Source organism: Marinobacter sp. JSM 1782161, from assembly GCF_011421605.1.
In the GTDB taxonomy this organism is placed as follows: Bacteria; Pseudomonadota; Gammaproteobacteria; order Pseudomonadales; family Oleiphilaceae; genus Marinobacter_A; species Marinobacter_A bohaiensis.
In genome coordinates this window covers 181025-202961 of sequence record NZ_WSSA01000004.1, presented here as the reverse complement: position 1 = coordinate 202961, position 21937 = coordinate 181025, and the positions used below count along the sequence as shown (strand labels likewise).

Sequence of the window (21937 nt, the reverse complement as noted above, 5' to 3'; positions counted from 1 at the left end):
TTACGCCTGCATCTCCACACGTTTGTAGTGCTCAGTCTCGATCCGCTTCACTTCGTCGGCGGGCACGTAGTAGTCGATGTCATCGTTGAACACCCGCGCCATGAAGGCCGCGAAGATGCCGATGGCACTCAGACCGGCCAGCCACCAGATGTGCCAGATCAGGGCGAAGCCAAGGACGATGCTGATCGCGCCCATAATCGGACCGGCAGCGGTGTTACGCGGCATGTGGATATCCTGGTAGGTGGTTTCCTCCGGGTTCTCCAGATGCTGCTTGCCGCCCGTCTTCTGCTTCTCCTCCCAATAGTTATCGATTGAGTGGATCTCAGGCAGTTTGGCGAAGTTGTAGAAGCGCGGCGGAGACGGAATCTGCCACTCGAGCGTACGGCCGTTCCAGGGATCGCCGGAGACGTCCTGGTTCTGCTTGCGGTCGCGGATACTGACGATCATCTGGATCGCGGTGCACAGAATGCCCAGCAGGATGATGACGGCGCCCACCCAGGCGACGATCATCAGCGGCTGCCATTCGGCGTTTTCGTAAGACTGCATGCGACGTACGGCGCCGAAGAAGGCGAGGATGTACAACGGCATGAAGGCCATGTAGAAGCCAATGAACCAGCACCAGAAGGAGCGCTTGCCCCACTTCTCGTTCAGCTTGAAGCCGAACGCTTTCGGGAAGTAGAAGGTCAGGCCGGCCATCATGCCGAACACCACGCCGCCGATGATGACGTTGTGGAAGTGGGCGATGACGAACAGGCTGTTGTGCAGCACGAAGTTGGCCGCCGGTACGGACAGCATGACGCCGGTCATACCACCAATGGTGAAGGTGATGATGAAGCCCAGGGTCCACAGCACCGGAGAAGTGAACTCCAGACGGCCGCGGTACATGGTGAACAGCCAGTTGAAGATCTTCACGCCCGTGGGTATCGCGATGATCATCGTCATGATGCCGAAGAACGCGTTGACGTTGGCCCCCGCACCCATGGTGAAGAAGTGGTGCAGCCAGACGATGAACGACAGCACACCAATCGCCAGGGTCGCCCAGACCATGGTGTTGTAGCCGAACAGACGCTTCTTGGCGAAGGTCGCGATGACTTCGGAGAACACACCGAACGCCGGCAGGATCAGGATGTACACCTCAGGATGGCCCCAGGCCCAGATGAGGTTCACGTACATCATCATGTTGCCGCCCATGTCGTTCGTGAAGAAGTGGAAGCCGAGGTAACGGTCCAGCGTCAGCAGAGCGATGGTCGCGGTCAGGATCGGGAACGACGCGATGATCAGGACGTTCGCCACCAGCGAGGTCCAGGTGAAGATCGGCATGCGGAACAGGGTCATGCCCTTGGTACGCATCTTCATGATGGTGACGAAGAAGTTGATGCCGGTCAGCGTGGTACCGATACCGGATATCTGCAGCGCCCATATCCAGTAATCCACCCCGACCCCGGGACTGTACGTCGTCTCCGATAGGGGCGCGTAGGCCAGCCAGCCGGTCTGGGCGAATTCGCCCACGAACAGGGAGATGTTCACCAGAACCACACCGGCTGCGAACAGCCAGAAGCTCAGGTTGTTCATGAACGGGAAGGCCACGTCGCGCGCACCGATCTGCAGCGGAACCAGCAGGTTCATCAGGCCGATGATCATCGGCATGGCGACGAAGAAGATCATGATCACGCCGTGGGCGGAGAAGATCTGGTCATAGTGGTGCGGCGGCAGATAGCCTTCGGCACCGCCCGCGGCAATCGCCTGCTGGGTACGCATCATGATCGCGTCGGCAAAGCCGCGGATCAGCATGACCAGGGCCACCAGGAAGTACATGATGCCCAGTTTCTTGTGGTCGATGGAGGTGATCCACTCGTTCCACAGGTACATCCACTTCTTGTTGACAGTAATCCAGCCAACCAGGGCCGCGCCGACGATGGCAATGACTGCCACCGTGGTCACGATGATCGGCTCGTGTAGGGGGATCGAATCCAGGGTTAATTTACCGAACATATGCTTACTCCGCTGCCTCTGCGCTCATGCGCTCGCCATGCTCTTGTTCACTGTGTTCACCGTGACCGTGACCAGCGGGTCCACCGTGGCCATGGTGTTCCATGCCGCCGCGGAAGCTGTCGAGGATCTTGTTGTAGAGATCCGGTGAAACGTTCGAGTAGTGATGGACCGGCTCAGACTCACTTGGCTTGGCCAGTTCCTGATATTCGTCCTCGAAGGACAGGGTTCTGGACGAGTCCTGAACCTCTTTGACCCAGGCATTGAAATCGCCGTCAGACAGGGACAAGGCCTCGAAAGTCATTCCGGAGAAGCCGGCACCACTGTAGTTGGTGGAGCGGCCCATCCAGTTCCCTGTGTCGTCAGCAATCAGGTTCAGACTGCTGTCCATGCCGGCCATGGCATAGATCTGGGTGCCCAGTTCCGGAACCCAGAAAGAGTTCATGACGGAGCCGGAGCTGATGCGGAAGTGAATCGGGGTATCCACCGGGAAGGCCAGTTCGTTAACCGTGGCGATCTTCTGGTCCGGGTAGATGAACAGCCATTTCCAGTCGAGAGAGACCGCCTGGATTTCGATGGCTTCCTTGTTGTTGTCCGCTTCGATGGGCTTCATCGGGTTGAGGCTGTGAGAGGTGATCCAGGTGAGGATCGCCAGCACCACGATGATCACGCAGGGGATCAGCCAGACCACGATCTCAATGGCGTTGGAGTGGGCCCAGTTCGGCTTGTAGGTGGCGTCCTTGTTGCCTTCACGATAGCGATAGGCGAAGAGCAAGGTCATCACGATAACGGGGATAACGACAATCAGCATCAGGGCGAATGCCGTGATGATCAGAACGCGCTGTTCCTCACCAACCTGGCCTTTGGGATCCATCAGCGCCGAGCTACAGCCCGACAGCAGCAATGGCAAAGCGGCTAGTAGTACAGCGCCCAAGACGCGTAACAAGCTCTTCTCTCTCATTTTTCAACCTCATTAGAGCAAGGCAAGGCAAAGCCCACGTAACAAGCTCACATTTAGCTAACTAAATTGGATTGCGGAAGTTTAAGGAATCGTATGGCGGACAGTGCGGGCCGGTCAGGCTCGACTGCTTCAGGTTAAGCCTGACTCCATGCAGAAATCGGCGCCAATAGTGGAGCAGGTCACGACCGGATTCCAGCAACAACTTGACACAGGTCATGCAGACAAATTTGACGCGGGCGATTCTCCCCGCTAGAGGGGGTATCGAGTCAATATCGCCTTTGGCGACACTTAACGAAAAACCGGCGACTTAACAACCGGTTAGTACGTACAAATTCGTACCTGAATCCTGTCTTCCTGTTAATAAGAGCCGACCGCAGTCTTTTCACGCACGCCACAACACGCCGAAAAACGGCAAAAACGAATCCAATCACAACCTCGGCGCGCGGAATTCTACCACACCCGGCGCAGCGCTCCACTTTCTGTGACGATTCAATTCATGAGTGACGAACAATTTGCCATTGACAATAACTACGCAAGGCAACTTTCAGATCGAGTGCGATGCCCGGACGGCATCCGGAGAGAGACTGAGGGACGGCGGGCTACAACAGGGGCGGCACAAGGCCCGACGCCGCTCAGTGCGGGCGCCGGTCCTCTTCGGAGCGGTTTTCGGAGAGGTTCTCGTCCGGCGTCAGGTAATAGTCCTGCTCCTCGACGCGCTTGACCTCGGGATCCTCCACCGCATTACGGCGTCGTCCGCGGTACAGCCAGACGCCGATCACCACGGCGACAATCAGCACGATAAGCCATTTCATGGGGCACCTCCTGCGGGCTGCGAGGCCTATGTCTATGTTCTAGCCAGCCGACGCGGTGCCGTCAACGCCGACAAGCCATCATGGAGACATCGTCACGAAGACCGGTCATGACGGCAGTGAACCGGGCGACAGCCCATGACGCTCACCGCCGGCACAGACCCGGTTACGGCCGGTGGATTTGGCCCGGTAGAGCTGCCGGTCGGCCACCACGATCAAGTCGTTGAGCGACTGATGCCAGGTCAGGCGACTGGCCACGCCGATACTGACCGTGACCCGGATCTCCGCGCCGCGCTCCCGCATCACCCAGGTCTCCACGCGGCGCCGGAAGCGCTCGGTCACCCGGTGCGCCTCATCCAGCGTGGTATCCGGCAACGCCACGATGAACTCCTCGCCACCCCAGCGCCCGAGGATGTCGCCGTTGCGTTTGGATTCGTTGAGGATGGCGGCGATCCGACGCAATACCGCGTCACCGGTATTGTGTCCGTACTGGTCGTTGATCTCCTTGAAGTGATCCAGGTCCAGGATCGCGATGCAGATATCACCCTCCTGGCGCTCGGCCAGGCTCCAGAACGACCGGGCAATGGGCAGGAACCCGCGGCGGTTATTGAGCCCGGTCAACGGATCGACCTGGGCCTGGTGTTCCGCCTTCTGCCGGGCCTCCTGGTACTGGCGTACCAGATCGGCCAGCGCCAGCACCAGCAGGACCGCATCGATCGCCATGCCGATGTCCACCGCCCGGAAGCCAACCCAGGTAAACGGCAACACGCCCCAGACCGAGAAGCCAGTGACCGACGCTCCCACCGTCGACGCCAGTGTCCCCAGCAGGAAATAACGCGCCGCCCGGTTACCGGCCCGCCAGCTGGACACTCCCATGTACAGCATCAGCACACTGAACAGCGGCACCAGCGAGAACGCCAGCAGCAGCGCCGCACTCTGCTGGTTGGCGACCAGCATCACCAGGAAAACAATCAGGTACGCCAGACACAGGGTCCGGATGGCCCGGTACAGACCCGGCCGGAAACGGGCGATGCGCAGGAAATTCGTGGCAAACGCCAGGCCGCTGAACATGAAACAGAACATGAACAGCGGCGGCGCCCACTGCTGCCAGAGCACGGCTCCGGGCCAGAACGCCACCATGCCCAGTCCGGTGTAGGACAGATTCATGGCCAGGAACGCCCCCATATAGAGCGTGTAAAAGAGATAGCGGCGCTGGCGTATACCGACGAACAGCAGGAAATTGTAGAGCAGAAGCGCCGTGACGACGCCGTAGATGAAGCTGTAGAAGATCGCGTCGTGCAGCCCTTGCGCGTGAGAGGTCTCGACGCTGGAAAACGACACCGGCACGACCATGGGATCGGCGGTTTCAACCCGGAGCAGGACGCGCGTCACGCCCGTCTCATACCAGTGATCGAACTGGCCAAACCGGTTCTGTCCGGAACGCTGCTGGACCGGCAACCGATCCCCCGTCGTCGCCACCGCGATCAGCGAGTCACCGCGCAACAGGTACATATCGACCCGATCCAGCCAACCGATGCCCAGCACAATGCGGCGCAGTACCGGATCGGGATGGGGCTGTTCCACATCGGCCACCAGCCAGACCGGCGGCGAACCAATTCCCTGGACCAGTATCGACCGGTCCGGTCGCAACAGCTTTTCCGGACGCTGATCCACCTGCTTCACAACCTGACCGACGGTAAGCGGGCCTTCAGATTCGATGAGATAGGCAAAACGATGCGTGACCGAGGTCCGGCTGTCCGCCGAGACATCGATACGGGGAACATCCGCCCAGACCGGACGGACCGCCAGCATCAGGGCCAGCAACAGAAAACAGAATAGACAACGGCAACCGAGGGTATCGGGAGGCACGGGGCTAGACCTTACTTGGCCGCTGAAAGCGTATTGTTATGGCGCCATCCGAGGCAGGACTCCGTGCAAGTATGACGCAAATGCAACTTTCACAGCATAGCCGGACGCCGCCCGCCCCACAACCCGTTGTTGACGGAGGCGTCATAAATCATAAACCCGAAGACCAGCGGTCGACAGCCCCCGCCGGGAGCCCATTCAGCCGAAAGTGAATTCCCTTACATTTGCAATATTTAACGTTACATGGATAACCGTTAATGTTTGTCCATACTCGCATCAACGTGCCCGGTTCTCCCCCCGGACGGCGGTTCGCCATCGACGTTGAGTCAGCGTTGTGCCATGGACATAACACCCAGGGACTTTCATGAAACGGATTCTGCTCGCCCTCATTGTCGTCGTAGCCGGCGGCGCCTTTTTCGCCCATCATCAGATCACCAGCCGGGTCGAAGACCAGATGGACAAGGCCGTGCAGATGGCCAGCCTCTACGGTCGTCTGACTTACGAAGGCGTGTCCGTCTCGCCGGACGGCAGCGTGGCCGTCAACCAGATCGATTTCTATCCCCATGCGATTTCCGACCAGGTCCATATCGACCGGGTTGCACTGGAAACCGGCAACCCCTGGGTGCTCTATAACCTGAAACAGAAGCTTCGTGACGGCGAGGTGCCGGACCACCTGGCGCTGCGGTTGGAAGGCATTACGATCGATCTGGATGGCCCCCTGTATCGCCAGATGCTGGCGCAAAAGGGCGAGCAAAGCTTCCCGTCCCGCCTGAGCCTGGCCGGTTGCGGATCCGAACAGACGTTCAGTGCTTCCGAACAGCTGGATATGGGGTATCAGCAGGACGTCATCGACCTGACACTCGCCTATCAGCTCAACGATTCCCGGGACAGTCTGGCCTTCACTCTGGGTGCCGACTTCCGCGACCAGACTAACCTTCAACTGAATCTTGCGATCGACCCGGGGAGTAGCCTTGAGGGCAGTACAGCATTGGGCGCCGCAGCCATGGGGGCGGCGCTCAAGTCCGCCAAGGTCACTGTAGACGATAACGGATTCAACATGCGCAGCCAGGAAGTCTGTGCCGAAAGAACCGATATGGACCTGGCCGCCTTCCGCACGCATCACCTGCAAGCCTGGGAGACGGTGTGGGCCGAGTATGGCATGGCGCCCAGCGATTCCCTCAGACAGACCTACAAGACCTACTTCGAAAACCCGGGCAGCACGCTGACGCTTTCCATTGAGCCTTACCCGCCCCTGACGTCGGCGGACCGGAATCTCAGCCAGGATCCGGACTACCTCAGCGGCCGCCTCAACCCCAAGGTCGGTGTGGACGGCCACCTGAAGCCCTTCCAGATCACCAAGGCGGCGCTACCGGACAAAGACGACAGCGCCACCGCGCAGGCCGCCCCGCAAACGAGCGAGCCGGCCGTCACCGAGGCCACGACGGCGACCCGGCAGCCGGCGGCGGATAACACGCCCAAACCGCTGCCGCTGAACGCGCTCGATGACCACAGGAACCAGTCCGTGCGCATCACCCTGACCAGCGGCGAAACGGTCGAAGGCCGGATTCAGGGCGTCGAAGGCCAGCGCCTGAAGCTGCAGCGGCGGATGTACGGCGGCAACATGGTGGTACCCATCCAGTTCAGCGCCATTCAGGCCGTATACCGCCAATAACCCGCCATACGGTCACGTATCCCGGTGCGCCGCCGGGATACGTGACGGCACCGACCGTTACAAAGGGTGTCTTGTACCGCGACAGCCTCCTGCCAATACTCGAAAGTCCTGGAAAAATCGATTTCTGCGCCGCCGACGACAACCGCTCCGGCGCGCGCTCACAGAAAGGACATTCGCCGTGGCCACGCCCATCGACAAGTACCTCAACGTTCTCGCCAAGCATGACGGTTCCGACCTCTACCTGAGCACCGGCGCGCCGCCCAGCGCCAAGTTCCAGGGCAAGCTCAAGCCGCTCTCACAGCAGTCCCTGAGCGCCGGCCAGGTGGAAGCCATCGCCATGGAGCTGATGGACTCCGAGCAGAAAGAAACCTTCTCCAGCGAGCTGGAAATGAACCTGGCCGTCTCCATTCCCGGCGTGGGCCGGTTCCGGGTCAACATCTTCAAGCAGCGCAACGAAGTCGCCATCGTCGCCCGGAACATCAACACCGAAATCCCGCAGTTCGACAACCTGGGCCTGCCGGAAGTGCTGAAAGACCTGGTAATGGAGAAGCGCGGGCTGATCCTGTTCGTGGGCGGCACCGGCTCGGGCAAGTCCACGTCGCTGGCGTCGCTGATCGACCTGCGCAATTCGTCTGTCGGCGGCCACATCATTACCATCGAAGACCCGGTGGAGTACGTGCACAAGCACAAGAAATCCATCGTCAACCAGCGCGAGGTGGGGGTGGACACCCGCAGCTTCCGCAACGCCCTGAAGAACACCCTGCGCCAGGCGCCGGATGTGATTCTGATCGGCGAGATCCGCGACCGTGAGACCATGGAACACGCCCTGGAATTCGCCGAAACCGGCCACCTGGCCATCTCCACCCTGCACGCCAACAACGCCAACCAGGCGCTGGAGCGGATCATCAACCTGTTCCCGGACGAGAAACGCCCGGCGCTGTTGATGAGTCTGGCCCAGAACATCCGAGGCTTTGTCTCGCAGCGCCTGATCCCCACCGTGGACGGCAAGCGCTGCGCGGCCGTGGAAGTCCTGCTGGGCACCAAGACCATCCAGGAGCTGATCCTCAAGAACCGCCTGCCCGAGATCAAGGAGATCATGGAGAAGTCGGAAAACCTGGGCATGCAGACCTTCGACGCCGCGCTGTTCAAGCTCTACATGGACAACCGCATCAGCCTGGACGACGCCATCGCCAACGCCGACTCCCCCAACAACCTGCGCCTGCGCATCAAGCTGGCCAGCGGCGAGAGCGTGGCGGCGCCGGCCGAGACCAAGCCGCAAGCCCGTAGCGCCGGCCCGATGGAACTGAGCATCGAATCCATCGACGAAGACGAGGACGAGGATCCCGGCACCCTGCACGTCTGACGCCACACGCCCCGCCGACCACCGCCTGGCGGGGCTTTTGATTCGGGCAATTCCTTACGGTGTCACTGATTGACACTGTCAACCATCATCATTATCGTTGACAGTATCAACCACATGGAGACGCCGATGTCCCTGACCTCGATCAGCGAGCCCATGCATCGCCTGATGCACGGGTTCAAGTCGGAAATGCGCCGCGCCGTCCAGGACGCGGACCTGCCGTTGCCGATGACTCACATCCGGGTGCTCAAAGTGATCTGGAAAAACCCGGACTGTACCGCCCAGGTCATCGCCCAGCGTATGCTCCGCGACAAGGCCCAGATCACCCGCGTCCTGAAGGAGCTGCTGGCCGAGGAGCTGATCCGCAAGGACGCTCACCCGGAAGACGGCCGCAGCCAGCTGCTGCGCCCGACCACTCGCGGCGAAGCCATCATTGCCCGGCTCCACGCCCTGGAAATCCAGACGACCGAAAAGATGACCCGCGATCTGGACCCGGCCGACATCGACGCCTTCGTTCACCTCGCCAACACCATGGCAGACAACCTGGCCACGATCGGTGCAGGCGCGAGTGACGGTGACCCTAATGATGAGAGAGACGATGACAGCGACACCGGCCCCGAATCCGTAAAAGGAGACCCGATTCATGCCTAAACCGGCACCGCGCGAACTTGAAGTCATCCGCACCACGCCCGTCACCCCGCACATGCTGCGGGTCACACTGGGCGGCGACAACATGGCCCAGTTCCCCACCGACCAGGCCAGCGCCTACATCAAGCTGGTGTTTCCCCGAGGGGAAGGTCAACGCCCCATGATGCGCACCTACACCATCCGCCATCAGCGCGCTGACGAAATCGACGTGGACTTCATGGTCCACGACACCGAAGGCCCCGCGTCAAGCTGGGCGCAAGCCGCCCAACCCGGCGACCGCATCCTGATCGGCGGCCCGGGCGCCCGCAAGCTGGTCGATCCGGAAGCGGACTGGTTCCTGCTGGCCGGCGACATGACCGCGCTGCCGGCGATGAGCGTCAACCTGGAGCTGATGCCCGCCGATGCCCGTGGCTACGCGGTGATCGAAGTGGTGGACGAGGCCGACATCCAGGAACTGGACCATCCCGAAAACGTCGAGCTGCACTGGGTGGTCAATCCCACGCCGGATGCCGATGGCCAGACGCTGCTGAACCGCGTGCGCCAACTGGCGTGGCTGGACGGCGAGCCGTCGGTCTGGGCCGCCTGCGAGTTCACCAGCATGCGCAACCTGCGCAAGCACTTCAAACAGGAAAAAGAGGTGGGGCGCCGGAGCCTGTACGTCTCCAGCTACTGGAAAATTGGCGTCAGTGAAGACGAGCACAAACTCGCCAAGAGCCGGGACGCCGAAACCGCGGGCGCATGACGCTCTGCGCCTGAGAGCGCGCGCCTACTCCGCAGCCGGCAAGTGCGGTGCCAGGATCTCGTACAGTTCGGGCCGGTTGCGGGCGATCTCGTCCGCCGACAGGCCTTCCAGCGAGTGCGGGTACTTCAGCCAGGCGTCGGTCTCATGGACGACATACTGCGGCGCCCAGCCCACCTCGTTTCGATCGGGCTTGTAGTAGGGCACCGCGACGCGGATATCGTGGGGCGTGTTGAGGCGCGCGCGCTGGCGCAACTCGGCGATGATCGCCTCCACCGAGCGGCCGGTGTCGAACACGTCGTCGACAATCAGCAGCGAGTCTTCGTGGGTGACGTGCTTGACCAGGTAGTTCAGGCCGTGCACGCGCACCGTCTTACTCTGCTGGTCGATGCCGTGGTAGGACGAGGTGCGAATGGCGATGTGGTCGGTTTCCACACCGTGGAAATCGAGGAACTCCTGCACCGCGATGCCAATCGGCGCGCCGCCGCGCCAGACCGCAATCATGAACGTCGGGCGGAAGCCGGAATTGAGGATCTGAGCCCCCAGCCGAAAGGAATCCTCCAGCAAGCCCTGCGCGCTGATGTATTGTTTGTCTGCCATGGCACCGTTACTGTTTAGTGAAGATCGCCATGATCCCATCAAACGGATCGCTCCGGCAAACCCGACACGCCTGTGGATAACCCGATACCATGACTGAGACCAGCACCGCCTCGAACCACCCTGAACGCCCCCGCCGTTTCCTGCAGGAGTCGGCGCTGATCGAGGACGCCTTCCGGCTCGGGGTCAAGGTGTTCGAGAGCGGCTTCCGGCCCAACTTCATCGTCGGCCTGTGGCGCGGCGGCAGCGCCATCGGCATCTACGTGCAGGAGTGCCTGCAGACACTTGGGGTGGAGACCGATCACATTGCCCTGCGCACGTCCTACCGCGGCATGCACGATTACGACGCCATGGTGTCCGCGCCGGAAGAGAACATCCGCGTCCACGGCACCCACTATCTGCTGGACAACCTCAACCGCGACGACCGCCTGCTGATCGTCGACGACGTCTTCAGCACCGGCTACAGCATCGCCGCCGTGCTGCAGCGCCTGGAAGGGCAGCTCAAGCGCAACATGCCCACCGACACCCGCATCGCCACCCTGTACCAGCGCCCCAGCGCCGGACGCATCGGCCGGGAACCCGATTTCTGCCTGCACCAGTCCGAAGACTGGCTGGTATTTCCCTACGAGATGAACGGACTGAGTCGGGACGAGATCGATGCCCACAAGCCGTTCCTGGGGGAGATCCTCGACAGCGTGAAGTGACTCTCGGCGCGCGCCCACCAAGCCATTCGTCCGCGACATCGCCGCTACGCCCGGGATGATCGCGAATACGCCGCCACCGGCAACCCGGCGGCCTTCCATGCCGCGAAGCCGCCCTCGATGTGACACACCGGCGCCAGCCCCATGTCCTGCAGCGTGGCGGTGGCCAGGCTGGAGCGCCAACCGGACTGACAGAACAGCACGAACGTCTTGCCCGAGCCGAACACGGGTTTGAAATAGGGGCTGTCCGGGTCCACCCAGAACTCCAGCATGCCGCGCGGGGCGTGGAGGGCGTCGGGGATGCTGCCTTCCCGCTGCAGCTCGCGCACGTCGCGGATGTCGACGAACACGGTGTCCGCATCCGCCAGCCGGTCGGCGGCCTCCGCAAGCGTCAGGGTGCGGATGCGCGCCTGGGCATCGTCCACCAGTTGCCGGTAACCACGGGTCAGGGCCATCGTTTCGCTCTCCTGTTTGCGTAACCGTCCTGCTTTCCAGCGTAGTCCGGGATGGCGATTCCGGGTCTTTCTTTGTTTACGGTGGTTTTAGGATCGTCGTCATTCCCGCCCCTATCCATTCCCTGTTCCTCACCTTGCCCGTAATCATGGGCTTGCCATTTAGTCCACATGTGGATTATTTTATTTCACATACGGAATAAATTGAGATTGCCCATGGATCAACGCCTGTTCTACCTGCTCAACATGGCCCGCCAGCGGGTCTACAACGTCGCCGACCAGCGGACCGAGTCGGCCCTGGGCATTTCCGTCACCCAACTGGGCGCGCTGTTCCTGATCGGGGAAAACGAAGGCTGCCTGCTCAAGGAGGTTGCCCGCGGCCTGCACCTGAACAACTCGGCCCTGACCGGGCTGACCGGCCGCATGGCGCAAAACGGCCTGATCGAGCGGCGCCCCTGCGAGCAGGACAAACGCGCCACCCGGCTGTACCTGACGGAACTCGGCCGCAGCCGGATCGACGCCGCCCGGCCGCTGGTCCGCCAGTTCAACGACGCCCTGAGCGACGGTTTCAGCGACGCGGAAATGCAGGTCATCCTGCGCTTCCTGAATCGACTGGTGAACGAGTTCTGAGCGGGCTGAAACAACCCACAACCACACGAACAACGAGGGACACCCGATGAGCGCCCACACCCAGATGCCACAACCGGGCGAACGCCTGGAGATGCGACTCGAGACCGGCGACAACCGGCACATCACGCTGCGCCTGTTCGAGGCGCCGCACCCGCGCGCCGTGGTCATCGTCGCCGGCGCCATGGGCGTGGGCCAGCACTGCTACGAGAAGTTCGCCCGCTTCCTGCAGGCCAACGGCGCGACCGCGATCACCTTTGACTATTTCGGCACCGGCGCCTCGCTGGATGGGCACCTGCGGGACTGTCCCACGGACATCATCGACTGGGGCCGATTCGACGCTCACGCCCTGATCGAGTTCGCCCGGGCGCGCTATCCGGACGCCGACCTGCGCTGGGTCGGGCACAGTGTCGGCGGCCAGCTACTGGGCATGACACCCAACATCAACCAGCTGGAACGGGCCGTGACGGTCGCCTGCGGCAGCGGCTACTGGCGTGAGAACTCACCGCCGACGAAGCGGGTGGCCTGGCTGCTCTGGTACGGCCTGGGGCCGGCGCTGGTCGCAACGTTGGGGTATTTCCCGGGTACCCGTCTGAACATGGTGGGGGATCTGCCGCCCAACGTGATGCGCCAGTGGCGCCGCTGGTGCCTGAATCCGGATTACGCGGTGGGGGCCGAAGGGGCGACCATGGCGGATCAATTCGCGGGCGTCCGTGTGCCCATCACGGGTGTGGCGTTTACCGACGACGAGATGATGTCCCGGCGCAACGTGGAATCCTTACACGGGTTCTTTCGCGGCACCGCCGTCGACCTGCAACACATCGCGCCGCAGGCTGTCGGCGAACAACGCATCGGTCACCTGGGCTGGTTCCGCGAGCGTTACCGCGATGCCCTGTGGCAAGACGTGCTGCTGCCACGATTGCTGGGCTAGGGCGACTCAAGAACGCACCGCGGCGATCCAGGGGCTCGATCAGAGGTTTCCTACAGCACCACGTTGTGGTGTTGCACCCAGTGCTCGAAACGGCACATCAGCGCCTGGACCTCGCCCGGCACCACGGCTTCAAGAAAGTGGTCGCCGGCGAACGTCTTCACGTCGGCCAGCGAGTCGAACCAGAAGATGGTGGTGAATTCCACTTCGCGGCCGGCATCCTGGCGCAGCAGATTGGTGCCTTTCAGGCCGGTCACGCCGTCAGTCACCCGGGGCAGCACCGTATCCCGGAACAGCCTCTCGTAGCGGTCGGCGTTGGCATGGCTGGTCCAGCCTCTCCAGAATCGTGCGATCATCGGATGTCCCTCTCTGCGGCCGGCGGCCATGTCCTGATTGCGTCAGTTTCGAACGCGAAACCATAGCGAAATGTCATGAACAACCGCAATCGTCGACATGAGCCAAGCGATGTACCGAACGGAGCCTCCGTCATTTGATCGCGGCCATCCAAGTGATGCTTTTGTGATCAAATCATGATCAACCTTTAATATCTGCCGCGCAATCCCCGCCGTTGCCCGCTGTCCAATACTCATCGCTCCGGAAGCGCATTCCCGTCGGGAGCGACACCCCTGGCAACGATGGAGGATCCAGTCATGAAGCGATACGCAACCCGGTCACTGCTGGGCTCCGGCCTGCTGATGTTCACGGCGGGCCTGGCCCTGGCGGAGGACAAAGCCGACCCGGGTAACGAAACCCGCACCGAGCCGCACGCCTACACAGCGCCGGCCGAGATCGAAGTCATCCACGACACAATGGGCGACACCGCCGCCGGCCCGGCCAGCCGGGAAACCCGTCTGGAACCCGACGTAACGGTCGTGGTGACATCACAGCACGACTTTCCCGAGGATGTGGACACCGCGTACGCGCGGAAGCGCTATCTGTTTGACTCGAATCAGATCTAACCGCTGCTCCGGCCCGCGCCGAATCCCGGCGTGGGCCCTTCCTGGCCGCCGCCCACATGGCTCACGAGTTGTCGCTGCCACCGTTGATAAACGAATACAGTGCCACATCATCACGCCGCTGCCAGCCCAGACGGCTCCAGAAAGCCTGGCCGCGCTCGTTGTCCTGCAGGATCATGACATGGGACTTGAGGATGCCCTCGCGTTTCAGTGCGGCCAGGCAATCCGCCACCAGCCGGGTGGCGATGCCCTGACGGCGATACGCTTCCGACACCGCCAGATGCTGGATGTACCCGCGCTTGCCATCGTGGCCGGCCATGACGGTGCCGACGATGCGGTCCCCGTCCAGCGCCACGATGCTGAGCCCGGGATTGCGCCGGAGGTAACGGCCGATGCCGTCACGCGAGTCCGCATCGCGCAGCCGCACGCCGGCCATTTCCTGCCAGAGCCGGAGGGCACCGTCGTAGTCGTCGAGGGTCATGGGTCGATAGTGCATGGCGCGTCCCTGTACAGCCGATGGATCAGAGGTTCTGGGCAACCCGCCAGAGCACGCCGCTGGGGTCGGACACAACGAAATCGAGCATGCCCCAGGGCTGTTCGGTCACATCGCCCACCGTGACGCCATAGCGGCCGGCGAGATCACTGTTTCCGACCTGCTGGCGCCAGGCCTGCACGTCTTCCACCAGCAGGTGCATCATCAGGTTTTCCGCCAGCGCCCGATCGTAGAAGTCCTGGAGCAGGAAGCTGCACTCGCCCACATGGAAGTAGGCGACGCCGCCGGTATCCGACGCCATGGTGAACCCGAAATCCGTGTAGAAGCGCTTGGACAGCTCGAAGTCCCGGGCCGGGACGAAAGCCTTGATCTCGACCGCTTTCAGATCGCTCATGACGCTCCCCTGTCGTTGGCCGGGCTGCAGGCCCGGAAACGTCCGATTCTGAACGATCCGGCTAAAAGCGCAACACGCGATGGCAGACCCTGTCCACCACATCGGCATCGTGACTGACCAGCAGCACCGCGCAGTCGCGCTCGCGGGCCAGTTCACACAGCAGCTCGATGATCTCCTTCGAGGTGATCGGGTCGAGGCGGGATACCGGCTCGTCGGCGAACAGGAACACCGGGTCCAGCAGCATGGCGCGGGCGATGGCCAGGCGCTGCAACTCACCGCCGGACACTTCGGACGCGGGGCGCTGCAGCAGTTCCGGTCGCAGGCGCAGGCGTTCCATCAGCGGCGGCAGGCGGCTGGCATCGAGCCGGTGCAGGGCGATCAGGTCGTCGAACAGCACGCCCAGGGGCACGCCGGGTGCGAACGCGGCGGGCGGGTCCTGGAACAGCTTCTGGTAGCGGTGGGCGGCGATGCCCGGCACCCGCGACACCTGACCGGCATCCGGCGGGAGCAGGCCCAGCAGGGTGTCGCCCAGGGTGCTCTTGCCGCAGCCGCTGTCGCCGACAACGCCCACGACGTCACCGGCGCGCACGTCCAGGTCCAGCCCCTCGAACAGCTGCCGGCCGCCACGCTGCCTGGACAGCCCCCGGGCGCGGATAACCGGTTCGCCGGCGGCCCGATCGCCCGCCTGCTGGACCGTCTCCGGCCAGTGTCGAGGCGATGCCGCCATCAGCTCACGGGCATAGTCCGATTGCGGCGCACGCAACACCGCGTCCGCGTCACCGGTCTCCACCACCTGCCCCTGACGCATGACGATCATCCGCCCGCCCAGTTGCCGGGCCACGTCGATGTCGTGGGTGATGGTCAGCACCGCACCACCACTGTCGGCGTGCTCGTTGAGCAGGGCCGCCAGGTTGTCGCGCTGGGTGGCGTCCAATCCCTTGGTGGGCTCGTCCGCCAGCAGCAGCCGGGCCCCGCCGGCGGTGGCGGCGCAGAAGGCGACCCGCTGGGCCATGCCGCCGGACAGTTCGAACGGGTACTTGGCGCCATCGTCGGCCAGGCCCACACCGTCCAGATCCTTGTCCGCCAGCGCTGCGGCGGCTTCCTCGGCCTCGCCGGCAACGCATTCGTGCACCTCCGCCACTTGCTGGCGGCCACGCATCAGCGGGTCCAGCGAATGCCAGGGTTCCTGGGGCAGCATGGTCAGGGTGCGGCCCCAGAGTCGGTGCAGAGCCCTGGCGCTCAGGCCGGACAGGTCCTGGCCGTCCACCGTGACCCGCCCGCTCTGGCGCAAGGCGGACGGCAGCAGCCCCATAATGGCCTGGGCCAGCACGCTCTTGCCGGCGCCGGTCTCGCCCAGAATGGTCAGGCGCTCGCCGGGATGCAGCTGCAGGGACAGGTCGTCCACCAGCACCGCGTCGGCGGCGCGCACGGTCAGGTTCTCTAGCTCGAACAGCGCGGTCATCGACGGGCCCTCCCGGCCAGCAGGTTGAAGGCGAAGATCATCAGGAAGACGGCCAGCACCGGCTGGGCCAATACCCAGGGCGCGTCACTGTAGTAGGGGAACAGCTCCACCATCATCAGGCCCAGTTCCGCCGTCGGTGGTTGCAGGCCGACGTAGACGAAGCCCACCGCCGCCAGCGCCAGGATCGAGTTGGCCGCGCCGAACGCCGCCAGGGTCAGCACCGGCGTGACGATGGCCGGCCACACGTGGCGCTTGAAGCAATACAGCGTGCCAAAGCCGAGCATGCGCGACGCCTGCATCTGGGGCGAGGCCACCGCCGTGCGGGTCACCGCCCGCACCACCCGGAAATACTCCACCCAGAGCACCAGCGAGATGGCCACGTAGAGCATGGTCAGCGATCCCGGCGCCAGCGCCGCCATCAGCAGGATCAGCACCAGCCCCGGCAGCGCCAGCAGGATGTTGACGAAGAAGGACACCAGGCGATCCGCCGCGCCCTGGCGCCAGCCCGCCAGCACGCCGAGGCCCACGCCCACCAGCGCGGAGGACAGGGTACACAGCAGCCCCAGGAACATGGAGATCCGCACCGCCTCGCCCATGCGCGCCAGCATGCTGCGGCCGAACTGGTCGGTGCCCAGCGGTTCGCCCCAACTGGGCGCGGCGAAGGTGTTGTCCAGGTTCTGCAACGCCGGGTCAGCCGGGTGCAGCAGCGCTTCCAGCAAGGCGAACAGGATCAGCGCGCCAATCATGAGGGCGCCGGTTTTCTGGCCGGTGGCCAGTTGGGCCCACACACGGCGCACGGACGTCCGGCTGCCATTCGAGGCCAGGCGGGCCCCGCTTATGGTTGAACCCGTCTCGCTCACGGCGTCTTGCGCTCCATTCATGCCTGTGCCCTCCCGCGCGGATCAATAACGTAGCAGGCGATGTCGATCACCAGATTCAGCCCCACGAAAATGAGCCCCATGGCCAGCGCGGCGCCCTGGATCATGGGGACATCCCGGGAAAAGATGGCGTGGGCCAGGCCGTGGCCGATGCCGGGCCAGGAGAACAGGGACTCGATCATCACGATGCCCTCGATCAGGCTGACCAGCTGGATGCCCATGAACGCGATCACCGGCACCGCCATGTTGCGCAGGCCATGGCGGGCAAAGGTCTGGCCATAGCTCAGGCCCTTGACCCGCGCGAAGCGGAAAAACGCGGAATGGATCACGTCGAAGGCGCTGTGACGCACCACGCGGTTGGACACCGCCGCCAGGGCGAGTGCCAGCGCCACCGCCGGCAATACCACGAAGCGCAGGTCGTAGAAGCCTGCCACCGGCAGCAGCTTCAGCTCCAGGGCGAACACCAGCAGCAGGATCAGGCCGATGACGAACACCGGCTGCGCCCGCAGGATGGTGGAGGCGAACAGCGCCAGCCGGTCGAACCAGCCGTGGGCGCGGACCGCCGAGTAAATGCCCACCGGCAGCGCCAGCAGGGCCGCCAGCACCAGGGCGACGAACGCCAGGAACAGGCTGTGGCCCAGGAAATGGCCCACCTCGTGCGCCACCGGCAGGCCGCTGACCAGGGAATCCCCCAGGTTGAAGTGCAGCAGATCCCGCAGCCACTCCAGGTAGAGCTCCCAGGCCGGGCGGTCCAGCCCCAGTTCCTCGCTGACCGCCCGGGCGGCGGCTGAGTCCACGTTGTCGTAGCCGTAGCGGCCGGCGGCGATGCGGAAGGCCATGTCGCTGGACATCATCCGCATCATCAGAAAGCTGACAGTCCCCACGGCCCAGGCCACGAAGGCCGCCTGCCCGAGCCGTTTGAGCAGAATCGCGATCATTGTTCCTGGAACCTCATCTCGGACAGACGGTAATTGCGCTCGTAGGGATCGAAACTGAAGTCGAGCACCCGGTCGGACACCGCGGTTTGCTGGGTGTAGTAGGCCAGGGGAATCACCGGCATCTCGGCGGCGAGAATGGCGGACACCTGCTGGGCGTCCCGGCGATAGACCGCCGGATCGGTGGTGGCCTGCATGGCCTTCAGCAACGCCGGCACGTCATCGTTGTGCCAGCCCATGGCACCCCATTCGCCGCTGCCGCCGTCGCCGTAGTCGGCGAGGAATACACCGAGGGGATCGGCCATGTTGCCGTAGTTACGGGCCACCACCGCCGTCTCCAGGGTGCCGTCCAGATGCTTGCGCGGAATCGCACTGGCATTGACCACCTGGACCGACAGATCGATGCCCACGTCCCGCCACTGGGCCTGCACCACCGTGGCAATCACCATCAGCTCCGGCCGGTCGGCGTAGGTGATCATCTCCAGCTCGAAGCGCTCGCCGTCGCGCTGCAGGATGCCGTCGTCGCCGGGCGTCCATCCCAGCCGCGTCAGCAGTTGCCGCGCCTGTTCCGGATCGTGCGCCAGCTCGGGCAGGTCGTCCCGGTGCCAGTCGGCCATCGCCGGGGGCGCCAGCTGGTTGGCCTGGGAGTCGGGCACGCGCATCACCTGGCGCACCAGGCTGGCGCGGTCCAGTGCCAGGCTCATCGCCTGCCGGGCGTCGCGTTCGGCCATGAACGGGTGGCTGGCGTTGAGCTTGATCTGGATGGTGCGCGGAATGGTGTCGGAGTGAACCGCCACGTCCTCATGCCGGGTGAGCAGGTCGAGGCTGGCCGGGTCCAGGGTGTAGATGATGTCGGTCTGACCCGCCATCACCTGCAGCGCCCGGCTCTCGGCGCGGTGGCCGGTGAGGTAGGCGGCGCTCTCGATGTGGGCCGGCTCGCCCCAGTAGTCGTCGAAGCGCTCGACCACCAGGCTGTGGGGCGGCTCGAAGGATCGGATCTGGTAGGGCCCGGTGCCGTACATCCAGTCCACCTGACCCTCACCGTGGAAGGACGCCGGAGACAGGATCGCGGCGGAGAAATGCGCCAGCACGGCCGGAAGCAGCGCGTAGGGGCGGGCGAGCGTGACGGTCACCGTGCGCGGGCCCGCTTCCTCGATTCCCTCGATGGGCGCCTTGGCGATCACGCCGGGCTTGAGACGCGCCATGCGCAGGGCGTTGACCACGGCGGCGGCGTCCATCGGCGTACCGTCATGGAAGCGCACCCCATCGCGCAGTGTGAGGGTCCAGGTCAGGCCGTCGTCACTGGCGTGCCAGTCCGTGGCGAGGCCCGGCAGGAAGTTGCCCTGGTCGTCCACATCGAGCAGGGTTTCCGCCACCTGCATGCGGGTGTAGACGTAGCCATCCCGGGACGGATCCTGGCTGGTGAATTCGAAGGGCCCGCCCAGCGTGAGCTGGTCCGGGTCCTGGTTGGGGGAACAGCCGGCCAGCAGGCAGAGGCCGATCATCCCCAACAGGCAGCGCCAAAACGGCCTATCCGTAGCAAATCGTCCAGACATCGATGTGAGAGGCTCCATCCGACAGAAAACAGGCGATGGATGTTATAACATATCAATATCAAGCAGCAAGATGATAACGATAACCGATTTCATCAAGCGGGCGCATTAGCCGACAGCTTTCAGCATCGCCGCGGGCAGCAGGGAGGCAGGAGTCGGATGAAAGAACGGAGTGTATCAGCGATCGATGGACATCCTGCCTGGATTCGCGAACAAGGCGAGTTCAACGCCGCATGATCGGGAGCAGCGTCTTCGCCTCCCCGCCTACAACAACCCCTCAATCGGCAACAATGAGAAAAACCCCACGCTGAACCGCTTGAACCAGCCGGTGCCGGGCTCGGTGTCCCAGCGTTCGGTGCCATCGTCGGTTTCGCTGGTCCAGTAGAGGTCGCCGTCGTCGTCCAGGCGGACGCGGTAGGCCAGCTTGGGCACGGTTTCATCGAACGTCGCGACCAGCTGGCGGGCCAGGTTGGGGCTTTCGATCAAAAAGCCCAGCTCGGTATTCAGGTCGTTGGAGCGCGGGTCGAAGTTGTAGGAGCCCACGAATACCCAGTTGCCGTCCACTTCGAAGGTCTTGGCATGCAGGCTCGTGGCCGAAGCGCCCACGGAGTCGATGGTCCTGGCCATCTCGGCGTGCTCGGGTAACGGTTTCATCTCGTACAGTTCGATGCCCGCTTCCAGCAGATCCTCCCGGTAGCGGGCATAGCCCGAGTGGACAATGGCGACGTCGGTCGCGCTGAGAGAGTTGGTCAGCACCCGCACCCGGATACCGCGTTCGGTCATGCGGCGCAGCGCGGCAACACCGGTCTCGGTCGGTATGAAATAGGGCGATACCAGGTTGAACTGCCGATTTACGGGCCCGATCGTCTCCGACAACTGGCTCGACAGCAGGCCGTCCTCTTCCACGTAGCCCAACCCTTTGCCCGGCGCATCGCTGAAGACGCGCGTCCGGGCCCATTCCAGTTGAAGATCACTCTCCCGGACCTCACGCACGAAATCGGAACGTTCGACGGCGCGCAGATAGTCCCGGGCCCGCTCAGTCTGGCGCACCTCTCGTATAGCGTCATCCAGATGGTCGCGGTCCACTTGCGACGCTGCGCCGAGGATCAGTTCGGCCGGGTAAGACGAGGCACTGCCCCAGTAACGGTCGAAATCCGAGGACACTTCCGACACCACCTCCCCCGCGACCATCACGTCCAGGTCGCTGAACAGCACGTCCTCGGTGGCGCCGAAGTACTCGTCGCCCACGTTGCGCCCGCCGACCACCGAGATCAGGTTATCGGCGGTAAAGGACTTGTTGTGCATGCGCCGGTTCAGCCGCGAGAAGTCGGACACGAACCCCATCCAGCGGGCCGAGCGCACCACGAACGGATTGAACAGGCGCAGATCCAGATTGGGGTGGGCATCAGCGGCGCGCAGCAGCGGGTCCAGACCCGCCGTATTCATGTCGTCCAGCAGCAGCCGCACGCGCACTCCGCGATCCGCCGCCTGGATCAGGGCATCCAGCAGGAGCAGCCCGGTGGTGTCCGCCCGCCAGATGTAGTACTGCACGTCCAGCGTCCGATCCGCCATTTGCGCCATCAGCACGCGAGTGGCAAACGCCTCCCGGGCGTTGGGCAGAGGATGGATGCCCGCCAGCCCCGGATGCGCCGCCAGCGGCTCGCTCGCGCTGCGACCGATGCGCGTCTCCCGCGCCTGGTCCTGCGGCAGCGCCCAGGACGGCTCGCGGTTTTCCAGCGACGGCAGGGCCGCGCAGCCGATCACCAGCACGAGCGCCAACACCAGGACGGCCAGCAGCCCAACGGGACGGGGCAGTCGCTTGAGCAGGGGCATGATGGCCTCCTTTGCATCACCGCATCGCCCGGGACCGCGTGCGGATCAGCGACACGGCGCGGTCTGCACTTCCGGGCACCCTAT

At 63.6% G+C, this 21937-nt stretch carries 22 protein-coding genes; 8 read left to right on the top strand and 14 right to left on the bottom strand.

The window, feature by feature from the left end; translation table 11 throughout:
- The 4 genes from cyoB to GQB00_RS17335 form a co-directional block, all read right to left on the bottom strand.
- Entirely contained in the window at positions 1 to 1992 is a 1992-nt protein-coding gene (cyoB, locus tag GQB00_RS17350) for a cytochrome o ubiquinol oxidase subunit I (protein ID WP_111497230.1), read from the bottom strand.
- Positions 1993 to 1996: 4 nt separating this feature from the next.
- Positions 1997 to 2950 carry a ubiquinol oxidase subunit II gene (gene cyoA, locus GQB00_RS17345; protein WP_111497231.1) on the bottom strand — a complete coding sequence of 318 codons (954 nt, stop codon included), beginning with the start codon at positions 2948 to 2950 and terminating at the stop codon, positions 1997 to 1999.
- A gap of 632 nt (positions 2951 to 3582) precedes the next feature.
- Complete coding sequence (locus GQB00_RS17340) at positions 3583 to 3762, bottom strand: hypothetical protein (protein ID WP_111497232.1); 180 nt, start codon at positions 3760 to 3762, stop codon at positions 3583 to 3585.
- 105 nt (positions 3763 to 3867) lie between these two features.
- Positions 3868 to 5628, bottom strand: coding sequence for a diguanylate cyclase (locus tag GQB00_RS17335; protein ID WP_323127301.1), 1761 nt, complete (start codon positions 5626 to 5628; stop codon positions 3868 to 3870).
- A gap of 361 nt (positions 5629 to 5989) precedes the next feature.
- Here GQB00_RS17335 and GQB00_RS17330 point away from each other — a divergent pair, with 361 nt between their 5' ends.
- From GQB00_RS17330 to GQB00_RS17315, 4 genes are all read left to right on the top strand, one after another.
- Positions 5990 to 7297 carry a hypothetical protein gene (locus tag GQB00_RS17330; protein ID WP_165857237.1) on the top strand — a complete coding sequence of 436 codons (1308 nt, stop codon included), beginning with the start codon at positions 5990 to 5992 and terminating at the stop codon, positions 7295 to 7297.
- A gap of 178 nt (positions 7298 to 7475) precedes the next feature.
- Positions 7476 to 8660 carry a PilT/PilU family type 4a pilus ATPase gene (locus GQB00_RS17325; protein ID WP_165857236.1) on the top strand — a complete coding sequence of 395 codons (1185 nt, stop codon included), beginning with the start codon at positions 7476 to 7478 and terminating at the stop codon, positions 8658 to 8660.
- Positions 8661 to 8729: 69 nt separating this feature from the next.
- The gene (locus tag GQB00_RS17320; protein ID WP_228160650.1) at positions 8730 to 9308 is read left to right on the top strand and encodes a MarR family winged helix-turn-helix transcriptional regulator; all 579 of its coding nucleotides are present in this window, start codon (positions 8730 to 8732) and stop codon (positions 9306 to 9308) included.
- Positions 9301 to 10047, top strand: coding sequence for a siderophore-interacting protein (locus GQB00_RS17315; protein ID WP_111497235.1), 747 nt, complete (start codon positions 9301 to 9303; stop codon positions 10045 to 10047). The genes GQB00_RS17320 and GQB00_RS17315 overlap by 8 nt, the downstream gene beginning before the upstream one ends.
- 24 nt (positions 10048 to 10071) lie before the next feature.
- Here the strand turns inward: GQB00_RS17315 and GQB00_RS17310 are convergent, their stop codons facing one another.
- Complete coding sequence (locus tag GQB00_RS17310; protein WP_111497236.1) at positions 10072 to 10644, bottom strand: phosphoribosyltransferase; 573 nt, start codon at positions 10642 to 10644, stop codon at positions 10072 to 10074.
- 89 nt (positions 10645 to 10733) lie between these two features.
- On the opposite strand from GQB00_RS17310, the gene GQB00_RS17305 reads away from it, so the two are divergent.
- Positions 10734 to 11345 (top strand): phosphoribosyltransferase, encoded by a 612-nt coding sequence (locus tag GQB00_RS17305; protein WP_165857235.1) that lies wholly within the window; start codon positions 10734 to 10736, stop codon positions 11343 to 11345.
- Positions 11346 to 11389: 44 nt separating this feature from the next.
- Here GQB00_RS17305 and GQB00_RS17300 read toward each other — a convergent pair whose 3' ends face one another.
- Entirely contained in the window at positions 11390 to 11797 is a 408-nt protein-coding gene (locus tag GQB00_RS17300) for a rhodanese-like domain-containing protein (RefSeq protein ID WP_165857234.1), read from the bottom strand.
- 213 nt (positions 11798 to 12010) lie between these two features.
- Between GQB00_RS17300 and GQB00_RS17295 the strand changes: the two genes are divergently transcribed.
- Complete coding sequence (locus GQB00_RS17295) at positions 12011 to 12424, top strand: MarR family winged helix-turn-helix transcriptional regulator (protein ID WP_165857233.1); 414 nt, start codon at positions 12011 to 12013, stop codon at positions 12422 to 12424.
- Between the two features lie 46 nt (positions 12425 to 12470).
- Positions 12471 to 13352, top strand: coding sequence for a serine aminopeptidase domain-containing protein (locus tag GQB00_RS17290; protein WP_165857232.1), 882 nt, complete (start codon positions 12471 to 12473; stop codon positions 13350 to 13352).
- 50 nt (positions 13353 to 13402) lie between these two features.
- On the opposite strand, the gene GQB00_RS17285 is transcribed toward GQB00_RS17290, so the two are convergent.
- A complete protein-coding gene (locus GQB00_RS17285) occupies positions 13403 to 13705 on the bottom strand; it encodes an antibiotic biosynthesis monooxygenase (RefSeq protein WP_111497241.1) in 303 nt (100 codons plus the stop codon).
- Between the two features lie 294 nt (positions 13706 to 13999).
- On the opposite strand from GQB00_RS17285, the gene GQB00_RS17280 reads away from it, so the two are divergent.
- Positions 14000 to 14308 (top strand): hypothetical protein, encoded by a 309-nt coding sequence (locus GQB00_RS17280; protein WP_165857231.1) that lies wholly within the window; start codon positions 14000 to 14002, stop codon positions 14306 to 14308.
- Between the two features lie 61 nt (positions 14309 to 14369).
- On the opposite strand, the gene GQB00_RS17275 is transcribed toward GQB00_RS17280, so the two are convergent.
- From GQB00_RS17275 to GQB00_RS17245, 7 genes are all read right to left on the bottom strand, one after another.
- Positions 14370 to 14801 carry a GNAT family N-acetyltransferase gene (locus GQB00_RS17275; RefSeq protein ID WP_111497243.1) on the bottom strand — a complete coding sequence of 144 codons (432 nt, stop codon included), beginning with the start codon at positions 14799 to 14801 and terminating at the stop codon, positions 14370 to 14372.
- A 25-nt stretch (positions 14802 to 14826) separates the two neighbouring features.
- A complete protein-coding gene (locus GQB00_RS17270) occupies positions 14827 to 15192 on the bottom strand; it encodes a VOC family protein (RefSeq protein WP_165857230.1) in 366 nt (121 codons plus the stop codon).
- Positions 15193 to 15253: 61 nt separating this feature from the next.
- Entirely contained in the window at positions 15254 to 16654 is a 1401-nt protein-coding gene (locus GQB00_RS17265; protein WP_165857229.1) for an ABC transporter ATP-binding protein, read from the bottom strand.
- On the bottom strand, positions 16651 to 17535 hold the full coding sequence (locus GQB00_RS17260) for an ABC transporter permease (protein WP_228276886.1): 885 nt from the start codon (positions 17533 to 17535) through the stop codon (positions 16651 to 16653). Before GQB00_RS17260 ends, GQB00_RS17265 begins: the two co-directional genes overlap by 4 nt.
- Positions 17532 to 18470 carry an ABC transporter permease gene (locus GQB00_RS17255; protein ID WP_165857228.1) on the bottom strand — a complete coding sequence of 313 codons (939 nt, stop codon included), beginning with the start codon at positions 18468 to 18470 and terminating at the stop codon, positions 17532 to 17534. The genes GQB00_RS17260 and GQB00_RS17255 overlap by 4 nt, the downstream gene beginning before the upstream one ends.
- Positions 18467 to 20023: an ABC transporter substrate-binding protein gene (locus GQB00_RS17250; protein WP_207950850.1), complete on the bottom strand. Its 1557-nt coding sequence runs from the start codon at positions 20021 to 20023 to the stop codon at positions 18467 to 18469. Before GQB00_RS17250 ends, GQB00_RS17255 begins: the two co-directional genes overlap by 4 nt.
- A 261-nt stretch (positions 20024 to 20284) precedes the next feature.
- Complete coding sequence (locus tag GQB00_RS17245; protein ID WP_165857227.1) at positions 20285 to 21853, bottom strand: phospholipase D family protein; 1569 nt, start codon at positions 21851 to 21853, stop codon at positions 20285 to 20287.
- Positions 21854 to 21937: the final 84 nt, after the last annotated feature.

Bases quoted from the DNA above. Each gene is read 5' to 3' on its own strand.
- GQB00_RS17310 (WP_111497236.1), bottom strand. From the start codon at position 10,644: ATGGCAGACAAACAATACATCAGCGCGCAGGGCTTGCTGGAGGATTCC.
- GQB00_RS17330 (WP_165857237.1), top strand. From the start codon at position 5,990: ATGAAACGGATTCTGCTCGCCCTCATTGTCGTCGTAGCCGGCGGCGCC.
- GQB00_RS17265 (WP_165857229.1), bottom strand. From the start codon at position 16,654: ATGACCGCGCTGTTCGAGCTAGAGAACCTGACCGTGCGCGCCGCCGAC.
- GQB00_RS17340 (WP_111497232.1), bottom strand. From the start codon at position 3,762: ATGAAATGGCTTATCGTGCTGATTGTCGCCGTGGTGATCGGCGTCTGG.
- cyoA (WP_111497231.1), bottom strand. From the start codon at position 2,950: ATGAGAGAGAAGAGCTTGTTACGCGTCTTGGGCGCTGTACTACTAGCC.
- GQB00_RS17275 (WP_111497243.1), bottom strand. From the start codon at position 14,801: ATGCACTATCGACCCATGACCCTCGACGACTACGACGGTGCCCTCCGG.
- GQB00_RS17250 (WP_207950850.1), bottom strand. From the start codon at position 20,023: ATGTCTGGACGATTTGCTACGGATAGGCCGTTTTGGCGCTGCCTGTTG.
- GQB00_RS17315 (WP_111497235.1), top strand. From the start codon at position 9,301: ATGCCTAAACCGGCACCGCGCGAACTTGAAGTCATCCGCACCACGCCC.
- GQB00_RS17260 (WP_228276886.1), bottom strand. From the start codon at position 17,535: ATGAATGGAGCGCAAGACGCCGTGAGCGAGACGGGTTCAACCATAAGC.
- GQB00_RS17305 (WP_165857235.1), top strand. From the start codon at position 10,734: ATGACTGAGACCAGCACCGCCTCGAACCACCCTGAACGCCCCCGCCGT.
- GQB00_RS17300 (WP_165857234.1), bottom strand. From the start codon at position 11,797: ATGGCCCTGACCCGTGGTTACCGGCAACTGGTGGACGATGCCCAGGCG.
- GQB00_RS17290 (WP_165857232.1), top strand. From the start codon at position 12,471: ATGAGCGCCCACACCCAGATGCCACAACCGGGCGAACGCCTGGAGATG.
- GQB00_RS17270 (WP_165857230.1), bottom strand. From the start codon at position 15,192: ATGAGCGATCTGAAAGCGGTCGAGATCAAGGCTTTCGTCCCGGCCCGG.
- GQB00_RS17255 (WP_165857228.1), bottom strand. From the start codon at position 18,470: ATGATCGCGATTCTGCTCAAACGGCTCGGGCAGGCGGCCTTCGTGGCC.
- GQB00_RS17295 (WP_165857233.1), top strand. From the start codon at position 12,011: ATGGATCAACGCCTGTTCTACCTGCTCAACATGGCCCGCCAGCGGGTC.
- cyoB (WP_111497230.1), bottom strand. From the start codon at position 1,992: ATGTTCGGTAAATTAACCCTGGATTCGATCCCCCTACACGAGCCGATC.
- GQB00_RS17245 (WP_165857227.1), bottom strand. From the start codon at position 21,853: ATGCCCCTGCTCAAGCGACTGCCCCGTCCCGTTGGGCTGCTGGCCGTC.
- GQB00_RS17280 (WP_165857231.1), top strand. From the start codon at position 14,000: ATGAAGCGATACGCAACCCGGTCACTGCTGGGCTCCGGCCTGCTGATG.
- GQB00_RS17285 (WP_111497241.1), bottom strand. From the start codon at position 13,705: ATGATCGCACGATTCTGGAGAGGCTGGACCAGCCATGCCAACGCCGAC.